This window comes from Picosynechococcus sp. PCC 8807, assembly GCF_001693295.1.
Taxonomy (GTDB): Bacteria; Cyanobacteriota; Cyanobacteriia; order Cyanobacteriales; family MRBY01; genus MRBY01.
Genome location: NZ_CP016483.1, coordinates 2,712,973 through 2,735,942, shown reverse-complemented (window position 1 = coordinate 2,735,942; position 22,970 = coordinate 2,712,973). Strand labels below are relative to the sequence as shown.

11 protein-coding genes and 1 pseudogene are annotated in these 22,970 nt (G+C 49.1%); 5 read left to right on the top strand and 7 right to left on the bottom strand.

All coding sequences use genetic code 11. The annotated features are described in order from the left end of the window. Positions 1 to 47: 47 nt before the first annotated feature. Positions 48 to 1,754 carry a mechanosensitive ion channel family protein gene (locus tag AWQ24_RS13155; protein WP_083993538.1) on the bottom strand — a complete coding sequence of 569 codons (1,707 nt, stop codon included), beginning with the start codon at positions 1,752 to 1,754 and terminating at the stop codon, positions 48 to 50. A gap of 356 nt (positions 1,755 to 2,110) precedes the next feature. Here AWQ24_RS13155 and AWQ24_RS13150 point away from each other — a divergent pair, with 356 nt between their 5' ends. Next, positions 2,111 to 2,470 (top strand): hypothetical protein, encoded by a 360-nt coding sequence (locus AWQ24_RS13150; RefSeq protein WP_065711361.1) that lies wholly within the window; start codon positions 2,111 to 2,113, stop codon positions 2,468 to 2,470. 493 nt (positions 2,471 to 2,963) lie between these two features. On the opposite strand, the gene AWQ24_RS13145 is transcribed toward AWQ24_RS13150, so the two are convergent. Both AWQ24_RS13145 and AWQ24_RS13140 read right to left on the bottom strand, forming a co-directional pair. Next, on the bottom strand, positions 2,964 to 5,537 hold the full coding sequence (locus AWQ24_RS13145) for a hypothetical protein (RefSeq protein ID WP_157096868.1): 2,574 nt from the start codon (positions 5,535 to 5,537) through the stop codon (positions 2,964 to 2,966). Between the two features lie 608 nt (positions 5,538 to 6,145). Next, positions 6,146 to 7,693 (bottom strand): pitrilysin family protein, encoded by a 1,548-nt coding sequence (locus tag AWQ24_RS13140; RefSeq protein ID WP_065717072.1) that lies wholly within the window; start codon positions 7,691 to 7,693, stop codon positions 6,146 to 6,148. 199 nt (positions 7,694 to 7,892) lie between these two features. Here AWQ24_RS13140 and AWQ24_RS13135 point away from each other — a divergent pair, with 199 nt between their 5' ends. Both AWQ24_RS13135 and AWQ24_RS13130 read left to right on the top strand, forming a co-directional pair. Beyond that, the gene (locus AWQ24_RS13135) at positions 7,893 to 8,234 is read left to right on the top strand and encodes a hypothetical protein (protein ID WP_030007807.1); all 342 of its coding nucleotides are present in this window, start codon (positions 7,893 to 7,895) and stop codon (positions 8,232 to 8,234) included. A 29-nt stretch (positions 8,235 to 8,263) separates the two neighbouring features. Beyond that, positions 8,264 to 10,066, top strand: a complete 1,803-nt coding sequence (locus tag AWQ24_RS13130) for a GAF domain-containing sensor histidine kinase (RefSeq protein ID WP_065717071.1) — start codon at positions 8,264 to 8,266, stop codon at positions 10,064 to 10,066. A gap of 33 nt (positions 10,067 to 10,099) precedes the next feature. Here the strand turns inward: AWQ24_RS13130 and AWQ24_RS13125 are convergent, their stop codons facing one another. Both AWQ24_RS13125 and AWQ24_RS13120 read right to left on the bottom strand, forming a co-directional pair. Beyond that, the gene (locus tag AWQ24_RS13125) at positions 10,100 to 10,948 is read right to left on the bottom strand and encodes a mechanosensitive ion channel family protein (protein WP_232318821.1); all 849 of its coding nucleotides are present in this window, start codon (positions 10,946 to 10,948) and stop codon (positions 10,100 to 10,102) included. A 24-nt stretch (positions 10,949 to 10,972) separates the two neighbouring features. Further along, positions 10,973 to 12,298, bottom strand: a complete 1,326-nt coding sequence (locus tag AWQ24_RS13120; protein WP_232318820.1) for an AsnC family protein — start codon at positions 12,296 to 12,298, stop codon at positions 10,973 to 10,975. Positions 12,299 to 12,485: 187 nt separating this feature from the next. On the opposite strand from AWQ24_RS13120, the gene AWQ24_RS13115 reads away from it, so the two are divergent. Beyond that, positions 12,486 to 18,218, top strand: coding sequence for an Ig-like domain-containing alpha-2-macroglobulin family protein (locus tag AWQ24_RS13115; protein ID WP_065717069.1), 5,733 nt, complete (start codon positions 12,486 to 12,488; stop codon positions 18,216 to 18,218). On the opposite strand, the pseudogene AWQ24_RS13110 reads toward AWQ24_RS13115, so the two are convergent. After that, positions 18,215 to 19,989, bottom strand: a pseudogene (locus AWQ24_RS13110) (R3H domain-containing nucleic acid-binding protein). The gene AWQ24_RS13115 and the pseudogene AWQ24_RS13110 sit on opposite strands and share 4 nt — an antisense overlap. After that, positions 19,986 to 21,050 carry a circadian clock protein LdpA gene (ldpA, locus tag AWQ24_RS13105; RefSeq protein WP_065717387.1) on the bottom strand — a complete coding sequence of 355 codons (1,065 nt, stop codon included), beginning with the start codon at positions 21,048 to 21,050 and terminating at the stop codon, positions 19,986 to 19,988. Before ldpA ends, AWQ24_RS13110 begins: the two are co-directional and overlap by 4 nt. 138 nt (positions 21,051 to 21,188) lie before the next feature. Between ldpA and AWQ24_RS13100 the strand changes: the two genes are divergently transcribed. Next, positions 21,189 to 22,916, top strand: a complete 1,728-nt coding sequence (locus AWQ24_RS13100; RefSeq protein WP_065717068.1) for a succinate dehydrogenase/fumarate reductase flavoprotein subunit — start codon at positions 21,189 to 21,191, stop codon at positions 22,914 to 22,916. The last annotated feature ends 54 nt before the right edge of the window (positions 22,917 to 22,970 follow it).

The window sequence follows — 22,970 nt, the reverse complement described above, 5'->3', positions numbered from 1 at the left end:
AGCAGAGTTCAATTATATAGAAAATGAATTGAGCAAGGCGATCGCCCTTAATGGGGAGGCTCTAAGGGCTGATCTGTACCGTGGAGCCACACATCACTCTGGAAGACAGGAATGATGATTCCCGCTTTTTCAAAGGCAATTTTGACCCGTCGTCGGAATTCCCGTGACACTTCCCACTGTTTTAGGGGCAAAGTTTTGATCCACAGCTTGATCACCATGCCCCGCTCATTGAAATTATCCACCCCCAGGACTAAGGGCGCTTCAATAATGCGCGATCGCCAATCCCGATCCGTATACATTTGTTCGGCCACTTCCCCCAACACCTTGAGGGCAAAATCGACATCTGTTTCGTAGGGCACCGGAATATTGAGATCGGCCCGTGACCATTGATTTGAAAGGTTAGCGACGATCCGCACTTCTCCATTGGGAATCGTAATCAAGCGGCCTTCTGCGTCCCGAATTTGGGTAATGCGGAGGTTGATATTTTCGACTAAACCCGTCACCGAGCCCACATTAATCACGTCGCCAACGGCATATTGGTCTTCGAGGATAATCGAAAAACCATTGATAATATCCTTGAGTAAATTTTGAGCCGCAAAGGACACCGCCAAACCAATGATCCCGGCCCCCGCAAGGAGGGGAGCGATATTGATATTAATCGACCAAAAAAAGACCAGCAGGGCAATCACTAAAATAATCAGGGTGACGACGCTACGCATCACCTGGGAAAAGGTTTGTACCCGCAGTTCTAGCCGTTGGTTCGACTCTTGGGTGATGAACGTAAACGCTTCGAGGGCACCATCGGCCAGGAGTTGGTTAAATTTGGCAATCAGAGCATAACTCAGCCGGATTAGTAAATAACTCACTAGGGCGATCAAGGCGAGCCAAAGAGGATATCTAAAAATGCCCAACAGCCAAACCTGGGCAATCCGCGTTTGGGGAAATAAGCCCAAGTTAATAAAAATGGCTGCGGTAATCGCGCCTCCCTGAAGCAGTTGGCTCAAACGGACTTTGACTTCCCGGAGGTTGTTGCTTTGCCGTTGGCTCAGTTGAATTGAAATGAGGGTTGTATTGCCTTGGGGAAATTCCGCTTCCCGCTCCTGTTGTTTGTGGAGTTTACGCTGCCAGCGCCGCCCGAAAATTTCTAGGATTAAGGCCACCACGGCAACACCAATGGCGATCGCCACCCGTTGTTTTAAAAATGTGTCCGTTCGTTCAAGCTGAGCCCGGTCTAAGGCACTTTCAATCTGACCAATAATCTGCCCGGTGCGTCCTTCAATATCTTCGCCACTCAGTTGTGCGTCCCAGCGGGTCACGGTCATCAAGCGGATGGATTCATCATCTCCCACCTGGATTTGAATATTATTTTCTAGATCACCGTTCGCTTCCCCCTCAGATCCAACAGGTATCACTTGAATGTTTGGGGCATTTTCCGCGTCATACACTCGTTTAATTCGGTTGAGCTGGGTTTGGATATAGTTCAGCCGTGTCGAAAGTTCCGAACGGGGGGCCGCCACCTTAAAAATACAGTGGCCATCCAAATACACACACCGATCGACGATTAGCTCCTGACCATTGTTCGGCAACACCTCCCCTAGATCTGCTTCCGGTAAGGGGAGACTAAAAATTGCTCCCGCTGGTTGCTGCAATCCAAGGCTAAGGCTGATCACCAGCAGGCAGGAGGAGAGGAAAAGGAAAAAAGGCGATCGCCAAATTTTGAATAAATGACTATATAAAAATTTAGTAACTCTCACAAATGCAAGGTGTTATGGAAACTTCAATCTTTATTTTTGGCCAAAAACAATCTAATTAACAACCCAAACCCATAAGCAGTACACGAAAACTAACTGCCCTTGCTGTCAAAGTTATACTTACGTAAAGATTGTTCCCTGGGATACTTGAAAAAAAAAGCTTTCAATGTAGTTGTTAATTTGACTGATTCTTAACAAAAAAAATATTAATTACTCACAACAATTAAACGTAAATTTCTTATAAAGAATGATCGTTTTTTTGGGGAAGTGGGGTATATTTACTAGAGTAAGGGGCTATATATTAAGTATAAGCTCCATCCAATTACACATTCAAAATTTTGATTATTGGAGAAACAAAAATGAACTTTGTAAAAATCGCTGCTGTTGCCGCTGGTGCTGCTGCTCTTTCTCTCGGTTTTGCCTCTTCCGCAAAAGCTGAATTCGCTGCTTCCGTTTCCTTTGTAGATCAGGAAGTTGTCGGTGGTTTTGGCACTGATCAAACTGGCTTCTCTGGCTCCGTTGCTTTTGGTGACGGCTACGCTGCTGCTGCAACCGGTGCTGCTGCTGTGCAAATTCCTTTTGGTCCCGACATTGTCATTACCCAAGGTTATGCTATCGGTAATTCTGAAACCTCCGTATTTATCGAACTTAACGAGCTAAACCCCTTCGATGATGAAGGAGAAGTTGTTGAATTCACTATTGGTGAAGATCCTTCCTAGGTTTAGGTATTCAGTTCTTGAAATTGAATAATCAATTATTTTAAAGGCTTAGATGTTATGTCTAAGTCTTATTTTTATGGCTTGATTAAGATGAGAAATTACCAAGCTATTCTTTGATGCAGAAAATAGATTTTTTACTTTCCGTAATCAGATGGCATTTTAATTTCTAAGAATGGTGACATAAAAAAGTCAATTTAAAGAGATCTTAGTCTTAGTTAAAAATTCGATGTGTAAGTAATTTCCAGAAACACATTCTCTCAGATTATCTGGCCGTGTCTTAATCTTTGTGCTTGTTGTTAGACAATTTATCCTCTTATCCTCGATCTTAAAAATGAGGAATACAAAAATAAGCTCTTAAAAATAACTTGTCAATAACAAGGTTGCTATATCTAAACTGTTATTTGTTAATAGTACTAAGAATAAAAATAAAGATGGCGAAAATTTACTTTTCGCCATCTTTCTGCTTTTTGAATGGAGGAACTTAAATTGACTCTTACCGAGGACCAAACGGATTGCCAGGTCGACCAACACGGAAGGTCAACGTGTAGCGATTGTCAATGAAGTTATTAGTATCAAATCGATACTCATTTTGACTCCAACCCAGAGATAATCTTGGGCTATTGTAGTCAGTACCGAAGCGGAAACCCAGGTTTGCTCCCACTAGAGCGACATTATTGCCTTCATCGTAGGGAGTATAAAAACCGGCAAAGGTAACACTTTCTCCAAAGTCAATGCCTGCGGATAAAACTGTGCTTGCGTCATCAGAATTCGGGAAAAAGTCAATATTTTGATCCACACCCAGTCTGATGGAACCAAAACGAGCACCGGCACTTAATAAAAACTTACTGGCGTCTGCATCAACGAAAATATCGTTACCAATGTCGTCTGCTTGGTCAATGGCATAAACGAGAGATGTGCCGAGAGTAAAGCTGGTATTTTTATCAGCTGAACTAAACGTTTTGGCAATTTCACCCCAAACTTGACTGTAGTAGTCTCGGTCAGGATTAATGTAACCAATCAAACCAGTAAAGGCTCGCACACCTCTTTCTGGGTTGAGATATTGATAATCAGCACCTAGATAAGAACGGAACTTTTGCCCTGATTCTCCTTCGGTATAGTCCCAAAGCAGACCAGTGTAATAGCGCTTACGATTGCGAGCATCAACTTTAGTTCCGGTGAAACTTACATGGGGAATGTAGTTTGTTCGTTCACGATAAACAAGAGTATTAGGGGCGATCGCATCTCTCTCGAAAATGTCAAGACCTACCTGGGTATAAGCATCCGGAATGTCGCTAAAGTCAAAGTCGATGATATCTGTTACTTCTCCAAATTCATCCAAAAACAAACCAAAGATATCAACATTGATTTGCTCTTCGTCGAGATCACCTGAACCAGCTTCTTCAAATACAGAATCTACTAAACGTGGTGCCGAGATATTTCTAAAACGAGTTCCGTTCTCGGTTACTTCAAAACTGCGATTAATGACAGGTGATAAACCAAGCCAGATCCCGTTATAGCGACCAACTGGAATGTCTGATAATTTACGTTCTTCACCTGGTGCTAATGGGGGCAGACTTTCTGCTTTAGCAATACCCGCGTGATACCAAGCAAAGCTACCCGCCGGGACTCTAGCTGCATCGGCCGCTCTAAAAATATTAACGTTAATATTAGCGTTATAGGGTTCGTCTGTTCCCTCTAGAGTTGGCTCTGCATCAGGTAACCAAATACTCGCAAGTTGAGCAACAATATCTAACTCAACACTTTCATCATTGGGAATAATATTAAGTGCCCGGACGGTACGACCTAAAACAGCTTCTTCGCTGTTCTGCTTAATGACTTGCCGAACATTGGCAACTTTAGTAGTCACTACATAATCAATTTCTTCAGATCTTCTGGTAAACCGGTCTCGGCTCGTATCTTCAGCAAAGCCAGAATTGCGCACATCTACATCAATACCTAACTGCTTCTCACCTTCCAACAAAGTTTCTACAGAGCCAATGTAACCATCACCATCAAATTCTTCAATTCTAGCTAGTAGGGATCCCGGAATAGGCTCACCATCGCCATCTGAGGCCGGAACAACTTCTCTAAATTGATAACCATCGGGAATGTCATCCCCAAGGAGAATATCTGTAGGAATTAGATTGGTCGGTTCATTTTCATCATAAACAAGCCTTACCGGTGGTGTATAGCTACAGATAGAACCATCTGGTGGATTTTCTCCTGCTTGAGGTACTAGCTCACAGGAGCCAGTAAGACTAAATCGAATACGAAAGCCCTGAATTGTTACAGGCACTTCCAATGTTGTCGTCACTTCTCTAAGCTGTTGGGCTGTCTTGACTTGGAGAAAATTCCCATGGAATTCTGTGGTTAAGACATTATCTTCAACACTGGCGCTCGTACTAGACCCTAAATTTTGCAGGATTTGGAAACCAGTGTCCCGAATAGTGAAATCTCCACTGAGAATATTAGTCGATACCTCTAGGTCAGAGAGGTGAGAAACAGGAAGTTCGTCCAGATAAACAGTGGAATACCGGGGATTTAACGTTCGAAGCTGACTGTCAGAAATGACTTGTACGTCAGTGTCTTCGCTCTGATTGTCTGATTCAGAAAGAATATCTTCTAGCTCTTGTTCTGGATCCTCTCCTTCCCCGACGATACTTTCGTCACCAACTTCTGACTCTGGCGATACTTCGTCTGGCTCAGAGAGCAGCTGCTCTAATTCTTCATCAACATTTCTGAGATTAGAGGGAGAACCGGGTTCTGAAACACTTGTGTCCCCGACTTCATCAACACTAGGAAGCGATGATTGTCCTGTCGATGAAGCACCACTACCAGATTGAGCAATCAAACTTGTCTGTTGTCGAGTTTCAAGCTCAGGGACGGACTGAGGTTTGACGCGTCTTTTGTTTTCTTGTCTTTCTATGACCGGGCTGGAGTCTGAGAGAAGATGCTCTGCCGGATTCGCTGAAGCCGCGAAGATAGGGCCACAAGATAGAAGGATCGCAGTATAGACTACTGCCCTAATACCTTTGACTTGTTTTAAATTCTTGAAGTTCATACCCACACACCAAAATTATGCTTCTATTTTACGTAGACTTCCCGAAAAATCCGAGGGAATCCAAACTTATTTAACAAGTGAAACAATATTCTTCACATATTAGATGAGCTACTTTATTTTTCAATCACTCTTCATCAAAAATTCAAGACGATCGGAAATCTATCCTTAGACTGATTGCTTTTTATTTATTTGGCAAAATAGTTGATTTGAGGTGGTGAATAGCTAGATAAACTAGGCTCTTGATTACTATTTGTTATGAAAAGTGCAAGTTTTATCGATGATTTTTGTCCTAATACTTTAAAACCACACCTAAACCTGCATAAATTACTGTTTCGAGAATTGTTTGTGACACTTTGTAGCTATTCTTAATATTTCGTGATTTGAACATAACATTCCCTACAACTCATAGCCCTGTGAGGTGTTTGCATTGGTGTGCATAAACACTTTGGCTGTATTTCATTAGTCAATTAATAGCGTGTCAGTTTTGACCGACGATAATTTACCTCTATGGTTTCAGTAGAGTGTATCTACACACAAAGGTAAAGGCCTTTAACTCTCTGGGATGTACTCGCACCGCGTTTTTTGATTCTGAGGCGATCGCCTTTATTCCGTCTCTATTCCGTCGGTGCCGACACCAACTTCCCAACGGTGCGATTTTCTGGGATGAAGGTTTCCTGGGCAACCCGTTGCACATCCTCTGCGGTAATTGCAGCAATGCGGTCTAGCTCCGTGAACAACTCCCGCCAGTCCCCCGTTTGCACTTCATAGGTCGCCAACAGACGGGCCATCCCCATATTGGAATCTAGCGATCGCAACAGACTGGCCCGGGCTTGGGTTTTTACCCGCTCTAGCTCCTCAGGACTCACTGGCTCTGTTTTCAAGCGTTCCAATTCCGCCGCAAAGGCCGCAGCCACATCATCTACGGTTTTTCCTGGAGCTGTGAGGGCATAGAGCAACATAATATTCGGATATTTTTCGCCGGGAAAACCATTAAACCCCTCCGCATTCAGGGCCACTTGTTGTTCTTCCACGAGGGACTTGTACAAACGGGATGTGCGACCATTGCTGAGAATCGAAGCGATAATTTGGTACACCACATAATCTGGATCCGTTAACTGGGGCGCATGGTAGCCTTCCAAGTACCACGGTTGGCTGGGCAGTTCGAGGGTGACAGAACGGGTTTCTGTTTGGGGCGGCTCCACGGGAAGCGGCGGTTCCTCCAAGGCCGCAGCTTTGGGGAAACGACCAAAGTAAACCTCTGCCATGGCTTTGACCTGGGTGGGGTCTACATCTCCCACAATGGCGATGGTGAGGTTATCGGGGGTGTAGTGTTCTGCAAAGAAATCCTTAATGTCTTGGCGAGTCAGATTACGGATATCTTCGTCGTAACCGATCACCGGACGACGGTAGGGGTGAGTCGAAAAGGCCGTATCAAGAAAGACTTCGACCATTTTGCCGATGGGGGAATTATCCGTGCGCATCCGCCGTTCTTCGAGGATCACTTCCCGCTCTTTATAAAATTCCCGGAAAACAGGATCTAAAAAGCGTTCCGACTCAAGGGACATCCACAATTCCAATTTGTTGCTAGGAAAACTGTAAAAGTATTGGGTATAGTCGGCGGACGTGGCGGCATTTAACCCAACCCCCCCAGCGGATTCAACCACTTGGCCAAAGGCATTTTGGATGACATATTCGTTGGCTTCTGCTTGCACCTGCTGAAATTCGGTTTCAAGGGTCTCGAACTGGGCCATGTCGCCAGCTTCCTTGGCCTGCTGCATTTGGTCAAAGAGTCGATCAAGGCGATCTAATAGGACTTGTTCGGCCTCGTAGTTAGTGGTGCCGAGGTTTGTGCTGCCCTTAAAGGCGAGGTGTTCGAGGAAGTGGGCCACCCCTGTTTTGCCGTCGGGTTCATCGACGCCGCCCACATCGGCATAGGTGACAAAGGAAACGACGGGGGCGCTCCGGTCTTCGAGTACGATAAATTGCAAGCCATTGTCGAGGGTAAATTCGGTGATATTTTCAATGACTTGGTCGAGGTAGGGTTGAATCGAGGGGGTCACACCAGGAACCTGGGCCCAACTGATGGCGGGGGAAAGTTGCCAACTGATCACGGCGATTAAGCAACTGGCGAGTAATCTACGACGGAACAACCCTTTAAACATGGAGATTTTTGGTGATGATCTTAAAGAAAATATTCTCGTCCTATTCTAAAGGAAAGTTTTTGGAATGCCCGACGGGTTAGAGCGGAAAATAGCGGCATTGATCCTCTGAAAACCGGAGAAATGGGCGACTCCCTGGCAAATTTTGGCGGGAATAAATAGTAAGATCGACGGGTCTACTTTGTCCTATCTTTGATTTTCGATGCCCATGGTTTCCCCTGATTCTGCCGCTAATCTCTCTGAACAACTTGACCGTATCCAGCAGGAATTATTAGCGATCGCCGCCCAATATGAAGGCAATGGGGAAAGGCTCCTGGAGATTTTGCGCGAACTAGAATTCACCCATCGTCAAATTTCTGAAGATTATTTTTATCCGAGTCTCCCGGAACGGCGGCGGGATCTGTATAACATCCTGCGGGACATGGAAACGGAAGGGGGATGGCCCTACATTGCGCGGCCGAAGTTACAGTTTATTTTGGAAAAGTTTTTGGCGGTGGAGTCAGAAGCCCTAGAGAATGATTCTGAGGATGACGGGGAAGAATAAAAGTAGAGCAAGATATTTCAGGCGAAACCATGGTCTCCGCTGCCCTCTACGACTGCTTAGAATTTGGCATTTCATCCCCGCGCCTTTTAGCCCGCCTAACGGCGGCGATCGCCCAGCAGTTACAGGTGGACTGGGTTTGTTTGAGGGTCGATTTAAGCCCATCCCAAAGCCTCACCGAGACCTGGCCCACGAACCTAGCCGATGTCAATTTTGTTCTACCCCAAGAATTTCATCCTGACATTTGCACCTATGCCGATTTACGTCACACGCCCTACCACGCTCTGATGGCCCAGGGTCTGGAGGCGATCGCCACTGTGCCCCTCCCCGCACAGCAGGCCCAGGGTTATCTATGGCTCGGTTGTCAGTCCCAAACCTTACCCCAGATAAATACCCTTGAGGCACTCCGCCCACCGCTCCAGTTGGCCCTTGGGATCTTGGCCCAGCAAAACCGCATCGTCAACTGCCAACAGTACCAACAGGCCCAGCGGGAAATTCAGCAGCTTATTGATGAAATTCAGGACACACAAAAATTATTTCAGGCCGCCAGTACCCAACTCCAAACAATTTTCGGCGTCGAGCAGGGAGGTATCCTTTTACTCAAATCGGCAAATCCCCTCCGTCAACGACAGGAACCTGATCCGACGGATACTTTGGAGCTTAAGTCTAGCTGGTCTGAGCTGCCGACCCAATGGTCGCTCCAGGACTGTGAACTCTGTCAGGTGGCTTGGCAAAAAGCGCCTCTGGTGTGGGCGATCGCCGATACCACAACCCATCCCTGGCAATCTCCTCTCCTGGGATCCCCAGTTCGTAGCCTATTATTTGCTCCGTTAATGGGTGGGCAACTGTCTTCCCAGCACAGTCAACCGGTCTTAGGCTTTGTGATTTTGGCCCAGCGATCGCCCCGACAATGGCTCCCCGAAGAAATTCAAACCATGGCCAGCATTGCTCACCAATTGGGCCGCACGATGATCCACCACCAGGCCCTCCGGCAGGTGCAATCCCTGGTCGAAGAACGCACGAGTCAATTGAAATGGAGCCTTGAAGTCCAGGCGAAACTTAGTCAACAGATGCGGCACCAAATTCAACAACTGCGGCACCTTAATCGCTTGAAGGATGATTTTTTGAGCACTGTTAGTCACGAACTCAATACTCCCCTGGCAACGATGAAGCTGGCGATTAAAATGCTCAAACAACCGGGGCGATCGCCAGAAAAACAACGGACTTATTTAAACATCCTCGATCAAGAACTCAACCGAGAAAGCAAACTCATCCACGACCTGCTCCAGCTCCAACAGGCAGAGGCCAGTGAATTTGCCCTCAAACGCCAACGCCTCGCCCTCGGCCCGGCCCTCTCAGAGCTTGTGCAAAAGTTCCAAGATCGTTGGACTCCCCTCAAACAACTCCAGTTTCACCTCCGGTTTAAGCCCAAGGCTCTCAGCACAAAATTGCAATTTGAGACGGATCCCGAACAGTTTCTCAATGCCATGAGTGAACTCCTCACCAATGCCGGGAAATATGCCACCCCCAAGAGTAACGTTACCCTCAGCGTTGAATATTTGGGGCGATCGCCAGCCCGGATTCAAATCCGCCTTTGTAACGATGGGGCCGCCATCCACACCGAAGAACAATCCCAAATTTTTGATAAATTTCGTCGGGGCACCGGGGCCACAGCCCAGGCTATTCCTGGTACTGGTCTTGGTCTCGCCCTCGTGAAAACCATTGTTGAACATTTAGAAGGTAGCATTACCGTTTCTAGTGACCCCAATCCTCACCGCAATGATTACCGCACGTGCTTTCTATTGGATTTTCCCCAGGCGATCGCCGGGTTTTAACGGGCGAATTTTTAAATCAATATAATTAACGACTTACTCCTCGGCATCCATGGTTTGGGGCACAAGCCTCGGATAAGGCAGACCTTGATGGGCGAAGGCTTGTTTCGCGCGACGGATTAAATCTGTTTTATAGATAAATTCGTCCCTCGCATCCATGGGATAGCAACGGAGTTTGAATTGGGTGCCCCACATTTTTTCTTGCATCACCACCACAATGGGCAGCTTAAGCTGGGTATATTTGCTGCTGTAGGCCGCTTGGTAGAGAATTTGGATCACCTGCTCCACATCGACGCCATGGCCAAAGAAAAAGTCCGTGGCGACCTGGGCTTCGAGTTGACCGCTATTGGCATTGGAAACCGCCTCTGTCCAGGTTTTGTTATGGGGAATGGTGACGAGGTTATCGTCGGGGGTCTGGAGCTGAATCCCCCGCAAGCCATAGCCAACGACTTCGCCATAATGTTCGCCAATTTTAATGCGATCGCCAACACGGTAGGGCGCTTCAAATAAGGCCACGGCTCCGGCAATGATCGAACTGACATAATCCTTAAAGGCAAAACCCAAGGCCACAGCGATGGTACCAGTTAGGGCGATGAGATTGTTTTGGGAGAGATTAAAAAATAAATTCAGCAGATAAGCGAGGATTAAAATTAGGATCAAGCCTTTCCAGAAGGGGATTGATTGTTTAATCAAGAGCCGCAAGCGCCGGGGCACCCGTTCCGACAACCAGTTAATGGTGCCTTGGATTAGGGCCATCGTGCCATAGGCGGCGGCGATCGCCAGCACGGCCCGGAGGATTTTTTGAATCGTGAAATCCGTTAAAAGTCTTTGGGGTAAATTTTCAGGCGGGTCAACCTGGGCGAAGAGGGTGAACCATTCAGACATCGGCACAAAGGATACTCCCATCGATCAATCTTCCCCCACGAAAAAATTGTTATTGGCCAGCTCACTTTTGAGGCGGATATAATGGGCCGCTTGGATGGAGAGGGCCCCTTGATTTTCCCGCAACACCCCCTGGCGGAGGAGCCACTGGATCCGCGCTTGGATGCGATTCCGGGATTCCCCCAAACTCAAGGCTAGGTGGGCGCGGCTAATTTGGCCATGGATCAAGACGGAATGGAGAATGTAGAGATCACCACTGGCTAAGCTAGGAAGACTAGGCAGGGCTGGTTTAACGCTCTCAAGGGTGAGGGGCTGTTGGTGCGGATCTGTTGCGTCGAAATCAAATTGGAGGTTTGGGTGTTGCTCGATTTGCTCCTGGTGAATCCGTAAGCTTTGGAGCCAAAGATTTGCAGCGATTTGACCTGTGCCGTCGGCTTGACTAGCGAGATTTTGCCAATCATCGAGGCGATCGCCTTTAGGGGAATCTGATTCAGCCGTATCCTCTGGCGGGTCTTTGGGGACGTTAGGGGGCGGCAAAACCACCTGGGCAATGGGTTCTAACCAAGTCTGAAGCATTTCTCCTTTTAACTTAGGCAGGGTGTCCACATGGCTAAAATAGGCACTAATTTGTCCCACAAAATCCAGAAAGTCCCAGGCCCAATGGTTACAACTCATGATCCAGAAACAGTGGCGATTTTGAATGGTGATATCCCGGAGGGTTTCGATGCCTTCCCAACCGCCAATACACCGGAGAAAACATTGCTCCAGACAGGGAATAATCACCAGGGTTTGCCGTTGTTCTAGCTGATCCACAGTAGGCTGATCTTGGCGATCGCCTGGGCTGAGATCAATCTGGGGATAAAGTTCTAGGGCTTTTTGGATCTGTTGACTAATGTGCCTGGGGTGGAGGGGGCGCTGTAGACAATCCAGGGGAGTGAGGATTTCCAGATCAGGGAAAGTTTGGCGGGGGATACTCTCACTCAAAATTTTTGGGAGCGGCTCCACGGGATTGCCCAGAAGCACAAAACTGTTGGGGGCTTCTAAATTGGTTTGCCAAGTTTCAATGGCCTCGGTAATGGAGGTTTTGACAGGCGCACAATAGCCCTCTGGACTCGCCAGGGTTTCCAGTTGACGCGCCAACTGGAGGGACAGGGTATCGGGGAGTTCTACCAAGTCGGCAGCTTCTTCCGTGGTTGCCTGCTGCTGGGTAAACCAGGTGTGGAACTGCTGTTTGAGGGAGTCAACAAAAAGAGGTGCCATGGCATCGGTAGGGAAAAGCTGCGGGGCGATCGCCAATCTATTCCCGGAGGAATCATCGTTATCAAGCCCATTTGCTCGCAATTTGTCCGCCATTTTAGGGGATATTTGCAGAGCAGCCGACTTTTTCATCAAGATTGCGTCATTTTACCCAATGGCTCCCCAGGCGATCGCCACAATTTCGTCGCGAATTAATATCTTTGTCGTTTTTAAGAAATATACAAAAAATCGTTTATTGCCAGGGTGATTCGTTATCACAGAAGAGAGAATCAGAGGGCATTGTATGGGGTTCCCACGTCGCTTTGTTAAATTTCTCTTACTGGCCTGTTTAAGCTGTCTGTTGGCGATCGCCGGATTGTCTGGGTGCCAACAAATCCTCCAAATCAGCCAGGTCACCAACCAAGCCGCGCCCTTTCCCGCCGTTGCCGCACTCCCTTTACCAGAACTACCCGACTGGATCACCGAAATTAGCCCCACTGGAGACAGCGCTGACCTCGCCCAAATCAGGATTCTGTTTAAACATCCCCTGATTCCCGTCGCCCAACTCGAAAGCCCCCAGGAAACGGCCCTCCTCCAAAAGATTGAACTGATTCCCGCCATTTCTGGGCAATTTCGCTTCCTCACACCGAAAATGATTGGTTTTCAAGCCGACCAACCCCTGCCCAAAGCCACCCGTTTCCGAGTTACTCTCAAGTCCGGTTTAGGGGATCTCGAAAATAATCAACTCACGGAAGATTTAGCTTGGACATTCCAAACGGCCCAAATTCGTCTCAGCAATTTACCTGGGGTTGTCGGCACTTTGCCCGAAGATGCAGAACCCTTGGGTCTTGAGGAAGAAAGCACAGTGACTAGCAACACCCGACTCGACCTCGACTCCCTCAAGCAACATACTGTTTTTGTCAGCGGCCAGAGCAAAGTTAAGGCAACTGTTACGATGCAGGAACCGCCAGCAGATATTCTTTCAGACGGTCAATTCGATCCAGAAAAAACTTGGCAATACATTGTTAAACCCCGTCAGCCTTTACAGAAAGCGAGTCAATACACCCTAGAATTTCAACCGGGAATCGCCCCAGACCAAGGCAACTTGCCCACCGAAAAAAGCTTTCGCTCCGTCTTTAAAACCTATGCCCCCTTGCGATATGAGGAAATGACTTTCTACGGGCAACCGGATGCGGGGGGAGCCTATGGTCGCTTTGTGAAAGGGAGTGCCCAACTGGTTTTTAATAATGGTTTAGATGCGGATGCGGCGGTGGAAAATATTACGATTAGTCCGAAACCGGAGGGGGATGATCTCGCCGTTCGTACCTATCCCGGTAGCAGCACGGTGGATCTGAATCCGTGGGTGCTCCAACCGAATACCGATTACACGATTACCATCGGCAAAAATCTTAAGGATCAATACGGGCAGACCCTCGGTAAGGATCAAACCATTACCTATAACCCCGGTGATGTGGCGGCGGATATTTGGGCGCAACGGGATCTGAATATTTTTCCGGCGGGGACGGATCTGAATCTTGATATTGAAACGATTAATTTACCGGAAGGGAAGTTTCAGGTGGGTTATCGGGTGGTGCAACCGACGGATTTGGTTTACGCGGAGACGGCTTATCCGCAAAATAACAGCACCGATTTAGTGCCGTCCGAAAGCAGTTGGGAAAGTATTACGGTTAAACAACCGAAAAATCAGTTGGTGAAAACGCCGATTCCGATTCGGGAAAAATTGGGTGGGAATACGGGTTTACTCGCCTATGGGATTACGGCAAAAACCAATACCTATAAGGATCAGAATAATCAAACCCAGTGGCGATCGCCACAATATTATGGTTTGGTGCAGTTGACGAATTTGGGGGTGTTTGCCCAGTGGTTTCCGGAGTCGGGCATTGTGCGGGTACACCATCTGGATACGGGGGAGGCGGTTTCTAATGTCCAGATCGAAATTTATCAATCCAAGTTAGATCAAACAACGAAGGGCAATCCCCAAGCTTGTTTTACTGGACAGACCGATGGGGGTGGTAATTTGCTGGTGACGGGACGTGATTGGCGCAGATGTGTGCAGGGTCAAGAATATGCGCCGCAATTACTCGTGATTGCCCGCGAAAATTCGGACTGGGCTTTTACGCGTACCGATGAGTACAGTGGTTCCTACGGTTACGGGATTTATGCCGATTGGGATAATGGGGAAACCCAAGGGCGGGGCACAATTTTTAGCGATCGCCAACTGTATCAACCGGGAGAAAAAGCTTATTTTACAGGGGTTGCCTATTATTTAAAAAATGGGAAATTGCGGCAAGATATTAACCAAAATTACAAGGTGATCCTGAGTAACCCAGAGGGGAAAGAGACCACTTTAGGCAACTTCCAAACGAATCGCTACGGCACGTTTACGGTGGAATGGGATGTGCCGAAAACGCAGGATTTGGGGAATTATTACCTCCGCGCCGAAGCTGCCAATGGGGTGAATATTTACGGGGATTTTCGGGTGGCTGAATTCCGGCCGCCCAATTTCAAAGTGGATCTCAAGCTCGATCAAAAATTTGCAAAGATGGGCGATCGCCTGACGGCTACGACCCAGAGCGATTATTTGTTTGGTGCGCCCGTGAGCAATAGCAAGGTGAATTATTACGTCACCCGCAGTCGCGGTTATTTTCAACCGGAGGGGTGGGACGAATTCCAGTTTGGGCGGCAGTGGCATTGGTCGGAAACGGAGCCGTCCATTAGTAGCGATGTGTTGCAAACAGAAAAAACCTTAAACGATGCGGGGCAAAGTTCCCAAACCATCGACGTGGCGCGGGATCTGCCCTATCCAGTGACCTATCGCGTGGAAACGGAAGTGACCGATGCGGCGAATTTGTCCGTGTCCAATACCCAAACCTTTACCGCGTTGCCCGGCGATCGCCTGATTGGGATCAACCATGATTTTGTTGCCGATGCGGAAAAACCCTTTAAAACCCAAGTGATTGTCACCAGTCCCGACGGGAAAGCGATGGAAGGGCAAACGGTCAAATTAGAATTGCAGAAGGTCAATTACAGCGAAGTTTCCCAAATTATCGAGGGATCTCAAGTTAAACGCCCCCAAGTGGAATACGAGGCGATCGCCAGCCAAACTATTAAATCTGCCGCCAAACCCCAAACCGTAGAATTAACCGCCCCCGACAGTGGTTCCTATCGCCTCCATGCCACCATTAGCGGGCAACCCGATGCCGCTGCCACCAATAGTTTCATTTGGGTCAGCGGTGCGGGCTGGTTTAATTGGGGCGATCGCTTCGACAATAACCGCTTAGAAGTCACCCTCGACAAAGACGAATACAAAATTGGCGACACCGCAACCGCGTTAATTCAATCTCCCTACCCCGAAGCGGAACTATATTTTTCTGTGATTCGCCACGGCGTGCTGTACGAAACCCAGCAAACCGTGACCGGAGCCGCGCCCCAAGTGCAATTTACCGTCACGCCGGAGATGTTGCCCAATGCTGCGGTGGAAGCCGTTTTAATTCATAAGGGGGAATCCATTGAAGCTGCCCGCAAAAATGGCGTGGATAAGCTGATGAAAATTGGCTTTGACAATTTCCGCACGAGCCTCGCCGAGAAAAAATTAACCGTCGCCATTCAGCCGCAGCAGGATCAGGTGATGCCCGGTGACGCACAAACCTTAAATCTGCAACTTAAGGATCAAGGGGATCAACCCGTTGCCGGACAGTTAACGGTGATGGTGGTCAATGAAGCGATTTTGCAATTGACGGGCTATCGTCCTCCCGATCTACTGGCTGAAATTTATCGCGATCAACCGATCACCACCCGCTGGGCAGACAATCGCCCCGATGTGACCATTGCGCCGATGGACTCGACCGAAGCGAAAGGTTGGGGTTATGGCGGTGGTGCATCCTCGGCTTTAGCCAATACCCGCACCCGCACCGATTTTAAGGCGATCGCCTACTATAACGGGGCTGTTTTAACCGATGAACAGGGTCAAGCGGAAGTCTCCTTCACGCTGCCCGATGACCTAACCACATGGCGTGTCTTAGTCGTCGCGACGGATGATCAAATGCGTTTTGGTAATGGCGACGAAACCTTTATCGCCACCCAACCCCTGCTCACCAATCCCGTTCTCCCCCAATTTGCGCGGGTAGGCGATCGCCTTGAGGGGGGCGTGATGGTCACCAATACCACGGGTTCCAAAGGTCGCTTAAATATTGAAGCCCAAGTACAGGGGGCGATCGCCTTTACCCAAGGGAACCAACAACAGCACAGCCAAACTGCCGAGATTGGCAATGGTACGGCGGTGTATCGTTTCCCGATGGTTGCCAACGAAGCCGGAACCGCCACCTTTAAATTTACAACCCAGAAAAATGGGGTCGCCGATGCCGTGGAAGTGCCCCTCGAAGTGAAGCAATTAGCGGTAAAAGAACAGGCGATCGCCACGGGGATTTTGACCGAGGCTGAAGTAAAAATTCCCCTGAACATTGATCGGCAGGTGCTGCCCAACCAAGGCGGCTTAACGGTCACCGTTGCTAGTACCCTGATTCCAGAATTAACTGCCCCTGCCCAAGATACCTTTAACGACGACGATTTCCCGTTCCTCGAACCTACCGCCAGTCAACTACTCATTGCCGCGAATTTAGAAATCCTCAAACAGCGGTATAGTCAAGCCTCCGAGAATTTTGATATCCAAGCCGAAGCGAGCCAAGCCCTCACCCATCTCAGCCAATTGCAACTTGCCAGTGGCGGATTTGCGACCTTCCCCGGAGACGACACCTCCGATCCCTACGTCACCCCCTACGCCGCCGAGGCGATCGCCCTCGCCCAACAAACCGGATTGAGCATTGATGAAAATTTGGTGAGCAAACTGAAAAAATATCTCGACCAAACCCTCGCCAACCCTAGCCAATTTAGCGAATGCAGCACGACAAATTGTAAAAATACCGTCCGCCTCGAAACCCTATCAGCCCTCGATCAATTCGGGGATGTGCGCGGCGATTTTGCGGCGACCCTGTATGATGCTCGCGCAGACTTTGATACTGTTGGCAAAATTAAATTAGCCCGCCACCTGTCCCAACTGCTCGATTGGCAAATCCAAGCCCAGGAGTTAGCTGATGAAATCAACGAGTTAATTTATCAAACCGGACGCACCGCCCAGATTAATTTGCCCCAACGTTGGTTCTGGTATCACTCCAATACCACCGCCCAATCCCAAGCCCTCCGCCTATTTGCCGAGATCAAACAAACCCCCGCTACCCTCAGCCAGGTCTTACAAGGGTTGCTCGATCAACGGCGCGATGGCACCTGGCAAACCAGTTATGACAATGCCCAAGCCCTCACTGCTTTAACTGCCTATAGCGAAACCGAAACGACCCCACCGAACTTGAGTAGTATTGTCAAACTTGACCGCCAACAATTGGGTGAATTTAATTTCCAAGGCTACGAAAATCCCAGTGCCACCGTCGATGTGCCGATGCAGGATCTCCCCAAAGGCAATAGGGATCTGATTATCCAAAAAGACGGCGACGGCAAACTCCATTACCTGAGTGAATTTAACTATCGTCTCCCAGGCAGCCAACCCGGCAAACTAAACGGATTGCGCATTACCCGCTATATCCGCCCCGCTAACCAAACCGAAGTCGCCCGTAAATATGGGTTGTACGATCTAAAAGAACCCTTTAGCGTCGCCGCCGGACAAGTCTTTGACATTGGTTTAGAAGTAATCACCGATCACCCCGTCAATCATGTGTTGATTAGCGATCCCCTCCCCGCCGGCTTTGAAGCGATTGACACTGATTTTCAAACCGCCACCACCTATTACCAACCCCAACAGGACGCATGGCAACTCAGCTACCAAAAAGTCTATAAAGATAAAGTCGTTGCCTACGGCGATCGCCTGAATGCGGGCGTGTATAACCTGCACTATCTCGTGCGGGCGATCACCCCCGGCAGCTTTGACTATCCTGGGGCTGAAGTGTCACTGCAATACAACGCCGAAACCTTTGGCAGAAGTACTTCTTCGACGTTAGAGGTGAATTAGGCGGGGAAAATCCGCAGGCGGCGATTGGGTTCTTCCCCAAAGCTCGATGATTGCAAACGGTAATGTTCAATCAATTCGTGTTGCATCTTACGGATTTTGGCCGAACGGGGCAGCAGTTCCACGGGTTGACCCTGGGGAATGACAATTTGCTCCACCGCCAGGCGGGCTTCTTCGAGGGCATCGATTTCGTCGTCGCTATTGCTTTGGGCAAATAACCGTAAATCTGTCGGTTCCTGGTTTTGGGGATCATCTAAATTCAAAATGCGCCGCAAACCCCGCGTGATTTGGGGGATTGTATTGGACTTCACCGCATGGATCGGCACATGGCAAGTTTGGGCGATTTGACGCAATTTAGAATGATTTTTCAACTGCGATCGCAACGCTAAAACCGCATCGGCCCCTTCGAGGTCTTTGGTGAGTTCGATGGGCAGCCGCAAAATTTCGATCACCTGCTCTAGCTGCGATCGCCCGACGCCATAGGGATAGACATACACGGGGTAATCTTCACCGTTGGGGCCAGGCACCCGCACTTTCTCCTGCTGTTGTGGATCGCGGGCAATCCAAGATTGATCAATGAGGGGATCAAGGGAGGCACTTTTCGGGGAAACTAATTTTTTTTCTGGCTACCGAAAGGGAGAGGGGCCATTTTTCCAGAAGCACGCAGTCCCCGTGGGCGACTGGGTTCAGGGGCCATCTTTGTTTGGGGGTTCCAGTTGGGAATCTCAACGGGATGCTCCATTTCCTCGGTGATTTTCACGTTGCCTTGATCATCGACGGTGCGTACTTCCAGTAACGGTTGGTGACCCCGCAAGAGGGTATCAATGGTGATCGACACATCGCTATGAACCACCCACCGTTGCCGTTCTAGCATTTCTACGGCCACATCAAAAGTCGGGGGCGCTTTTCGTTCGAGGACGGTTTTTTGCGATCGCCGTTTTCGAGCCTCTTCATCCCCCAGGGTAACGGCTTGGATGCCGCCGACAAGATCCGAGAGGGTGGGGTTTTTAATCAAGTTTTCAATGCGATTACCATGGGCTGTCCCGACAAGTTGAACACCCCGTTCGGCAATGGTTCTGGCGGCCTGGGCTTCAAGTTCTGTACCAATTTCATCGATGATAATCACTTCAGGCATGTGGTTTTCCACCGCCTCGATCATCACCTTATGTTGCAATTCCGGGGTGGCCACCTGCATCCGGCGGGCGCGACCAATGGCGGAATGGGGAATATCACCGTCCCCGGCAATTTCATTGGAAGTATCGATAATCACCACCCGTTTACCAAAGTCATCGGCGAGAACCCGCGCAATTTCTCGCAGAGCTGTGGTTTTACCGACCCCAGGCCGTCCTAACAAGAGGATCGATTTACCGCTTTCAACGAGTTCCTGGATCATCAAAATCGTGCCAAACACGGCGCGACCGATGCGACAGGTTAAACCAACGATGTCCCCCTGGCGGTTGCGCATGGCACTGATCCGGTGCAGGGTGCGTTCGATACCCGCCCGGTTGTCGCCACTAAACATCCCCACCCGCTCCACGGAATATTGCAAATCTTCGCGGCTAATGGGGCGATCGCCTAGATCTTCGGTGCTATTTTCAAAGCGAGCTTCAGGGATGCGACCGAGATCCATTACCACTTCAATCAGGGCGTTTTTATTGGGGTGGTCGGCGAGGCGATCGCGGATCGCATCGGGCAAAATTGTCAGCAGTTTTTCGAGATCGTCCGTCACGAGGCGACGGTGGGCCGGAAAAGCAGGGGATTGGGGTGCAGTCATAGACTAAGGCTTGGGTTTAACGAAGATTTTAATGGATTTATCAACTGGGTGGCGTGGGCGATCGCCTGGTCAAACCGTTCGGGATCGCTTTCGAGGGGTTGCGGCTGCATTTCAACGGCCTTTTCAAGGATCGGTTGGAGTATTTTTCGGGCATAACCGCCAAAGGCAACCCCAGCAATAAAAGGCGATCGTCCTTCATTCAATAGACCAAGATGTCGCAATTTATCGAAGGTGTGATTATTCGTACCGCCCGCCAGTTGCACATATCCCGGTAAACCGCTCTGGAGTACCTTCTGGGCAAACTGAATACTGGCATGGATTGTCCCTTTACCAATGTCGCCACTCATCGGTCGTCCGTCGGTCTGCCAAAGGAGGAGACAGTCGAGGGGCTGAATTTCTATGAGCAATTGTTCGAGATAAGACAACACATCGGGATGATCCTGGCAGCTAATCGCAAGTAATTTGAGGTGATGGTGGACGGGTTTGAGGGTCTGCCAGAGTCGCTGAAAATCGGCAAAATGGCCCGCTTGGGTATGGATTTCCACCGCATCGATCGCCATGGTTGTGATCATTTCCGCCGCAATGTGGGGACTGGAAATATAATTTTTCGCTTCGATTAAACCCAAAGGACAGATAGGCAAACAGCGGCCGCAACCATAACAGCGATCGCCAATTACACCCGTGTGATCAATCGCTAGGGCAGGACAAACGGTTTCGCAGGGGCGTGGGCAATCGGCGGGACAACGGTTCGGGTCAAAATAAGCTTTGCGGAAATGGGGATCTTCGGCATCATTGAGGCTAATCATCAGCCAGGGTTTGCCCTGCCATTGGGGAAATTTTACTGGGTTTTGACGGGCGATCGCCTCCGCCTGGGTGAGCGCTTCCTGGGCCATGGTCACCACCGCTGGATCGGCGGCCACATCAATGCAATCGGCACCTGCCAAGCTATAAACGAGGTTCAAATCACGGATGGCGGGGAGGTGCTGGAAACTCGCACCACAGATGAGTTTGAACCAGTGGCCAGCAGCGAGGGATTGGGCAGGAAAAAGAGATTGCTTCACCTCTTTATCGTAACGCTCTAATTTTCCCTTTGGAAAGTCTTGATCAGGAGACAAAGATGTAAAAAACCGTAAGGGCGATCGCCTTTCTTTCTGACCGCTGACCCACAATAGGAAGAATAACCCCTGAGCTTTGTGGATATGTTGCAACACGACGTGATTATTGTCGGTGGTGGTTTGGCTGGCTGCCGCGCTGCCCTTGAGATTAAAAAGAAAAATCCCAACTTTGATGTGGGACTCGTGGCGAAGACCCATCCGATCCGCTCCCATTCCGTTGCCGCCCAGGGGGGCATTGCTGCCAGCTTAAAAAATGTTGACCCAGAGGACAACTGGGAAGCCCACGCCTTCGATACTATCAAGGGTTCTGATTATTTAGCTGATCAGGATGCCGTCGAAATCTTAGCCAAAGAAGCTCCGGACGTGATTATCGAGTTGGAGCATTTAGGGGTTTTGTTCTCTCGCCTAGAGGATGGTCGCATTGCCCAGCGCGCCTTTGGCGGACATTCCCATAAACGGACTTGCTATGCAGCCGATAAAACGGGCCACGCTATTTTGCACGAACTGGTGAATAACCTACGGCGCAATGGGGTCAAAATCTATGATGAATGGTACGTGATGAATCTGATCTTTGAGGAGAATCAGGCGAAGGGCATCGTCATGTATCACATCGAAACCGGACATTTAGAAATTGTCCAAGCCAAGGCGGTGATGTTTGCGACGGGGGGCTATGGTCGAGTGTTTAATACAACGTCCAATGATTTTGCTTCCACCGGAGATGGTCTGGCGATGACGGCGGCAGTGGGCCTTCCCCTAGAAGATATGGAATTTGTGCAGTTTCATCCGACCGGACTTTTTCCCGTTGGTGTTTTAATCTCCGAGGCGGTGCGGGGGGAAGGGGCTTACCTAAGAAATAGCGAGGGCGATCGCTTTATGGAAAAGTACGCCCCAAAGCAGATGGAATTGGCCCCACGGGATATTACCTCCCGGGCAATTACCCTAGAAATTCGGGCTGGACGGGGGATTCATCCCGATGGCAGTGCTGGGGGAAATTTTGTCCATCTCGATCTGACCCACATGGGCAAAGAAAAAATTATGGAGCGGGTGCCCTTTTGTTGGGAAGAAGCCCACCGTCTTGTCGGCGTTGATGCCATTAATGAACCGATGCCTGTGCGTCCCACGGCTCACTATTCCATGGGCGGCATCCCCGTGAATACCGATGGTCGGGTGCGGCGCAATGGTACCGAATTAACCGAGGGCTTTTTTGCGGCAGGGGAATGTGCCTGTGTCTCCGTCCATGGAGCCAACCGTCTCGGCAGTAATTCCCTTTTAGAATGTGTGGTCTATGGCCAGCGGGTCGGTGGCAAGATTGCCGATTATATTGGCGATCGCCCTTTCCCAGAGATTAACGAACAACAATATTTAGACGAAGCGAAAAATCGCATTGGTCAGCTCCTCAATCAATCCGGCAATCTGCGCATCCATAATCTCAGGCAGCAGTTTCAAGACGCCATGAGCGACCATTGTGGTGTCTTTAGAACCGAGGCAACCATGGCGGCAGGGCTAGAACAAATTCAACATCTTAAGGATCAATACAACCATCTTTTTCTCGATGACAAAGATATCCATTGGAATACGGAACTGATTGAAGCCCTAGAGTTACAGAGCATTTTAAAAGTCGGAGAAGCCATTCTTACCTCTGCTTACCACCGCAAAGAAAGCCGGGGGGCGCACTCCAGGGAAGATTTCCCCACCAGGGATGATCAAACCTATCTAGCCCATACCCTGAGTTTCTGCAATGACACAGGTGTAACGATTGAGTATATGCCCGTCGTCATTAATCGTTTTGAACCCAAAGAGCGTAAGTATTGAAGCCCTCAGCCCTTCTCAAAGATGGTGCTGTGGCATCTTGCCCAAGAATACGGA

Excerpts from the sequence above, each read along its gene's own strand:
- AWQ24_RS13150 (WP_065711361.1), top strand. The coding sequence starts at position 2,111 with ATGAACTTTGTAAAAATCGCTGCTGTTGCCGCTGGTGCTGCTGCTCTT.
- AWQ24_RS13140 (WP_065717072.1), bottom strand. The coding sequence starts at position 7,693 with ATGTTTAAAGGGTTGTTCCGTCGTAGATTACTCGCCAGTTGCTTAATC.
- AWQ24_RS13135 (WP_030007807.1), top strand. The coding sequence starts at position 7,893 with ATGCCCATGGTTTCCCCTGATTCTGCCGCTAATCTCTCTGAACAACTT.
- AWQ24_RS13130 (WP_065717071.1), top strand. The coding sequence starts at position 8,264 with ATGGTCTCCGCTGCCCTCTACGACTGCTTAGAATTTGGCATTTCATCC.
- AWQ24_RS13125 (WP_232318821.1), bottom strand. The coding sequence starts at position 10,948 with ATGTCTGAATGGTTCACCCTCTTCGCCCAGGTTGACCCGCCTGAAAAT.
- AWQ24_RS13120 (WP_232318820.1), bottom strand. The coding sequence starts at position 12,298 with ATGGCGGACAAATTGCGAGCAAATGGGCTTGATAACGATGATTCCTCC.
- AWQ24_RS13115 (WP_065717069.1), top strand. The coding sequence starts at position 12,486 with ATGGGGTTCCCACGTCGCTTTGTTAAATTTCTCTTACTGGCCTGTTTA.
- AWQ24_RS13100 (WP_065717068.1), top strand. The coding sequence starts at position 21,189 with ATGTTGCAACACGACGTGATTATTGTCGGTGGTGGTTTGGCTGGCTGC.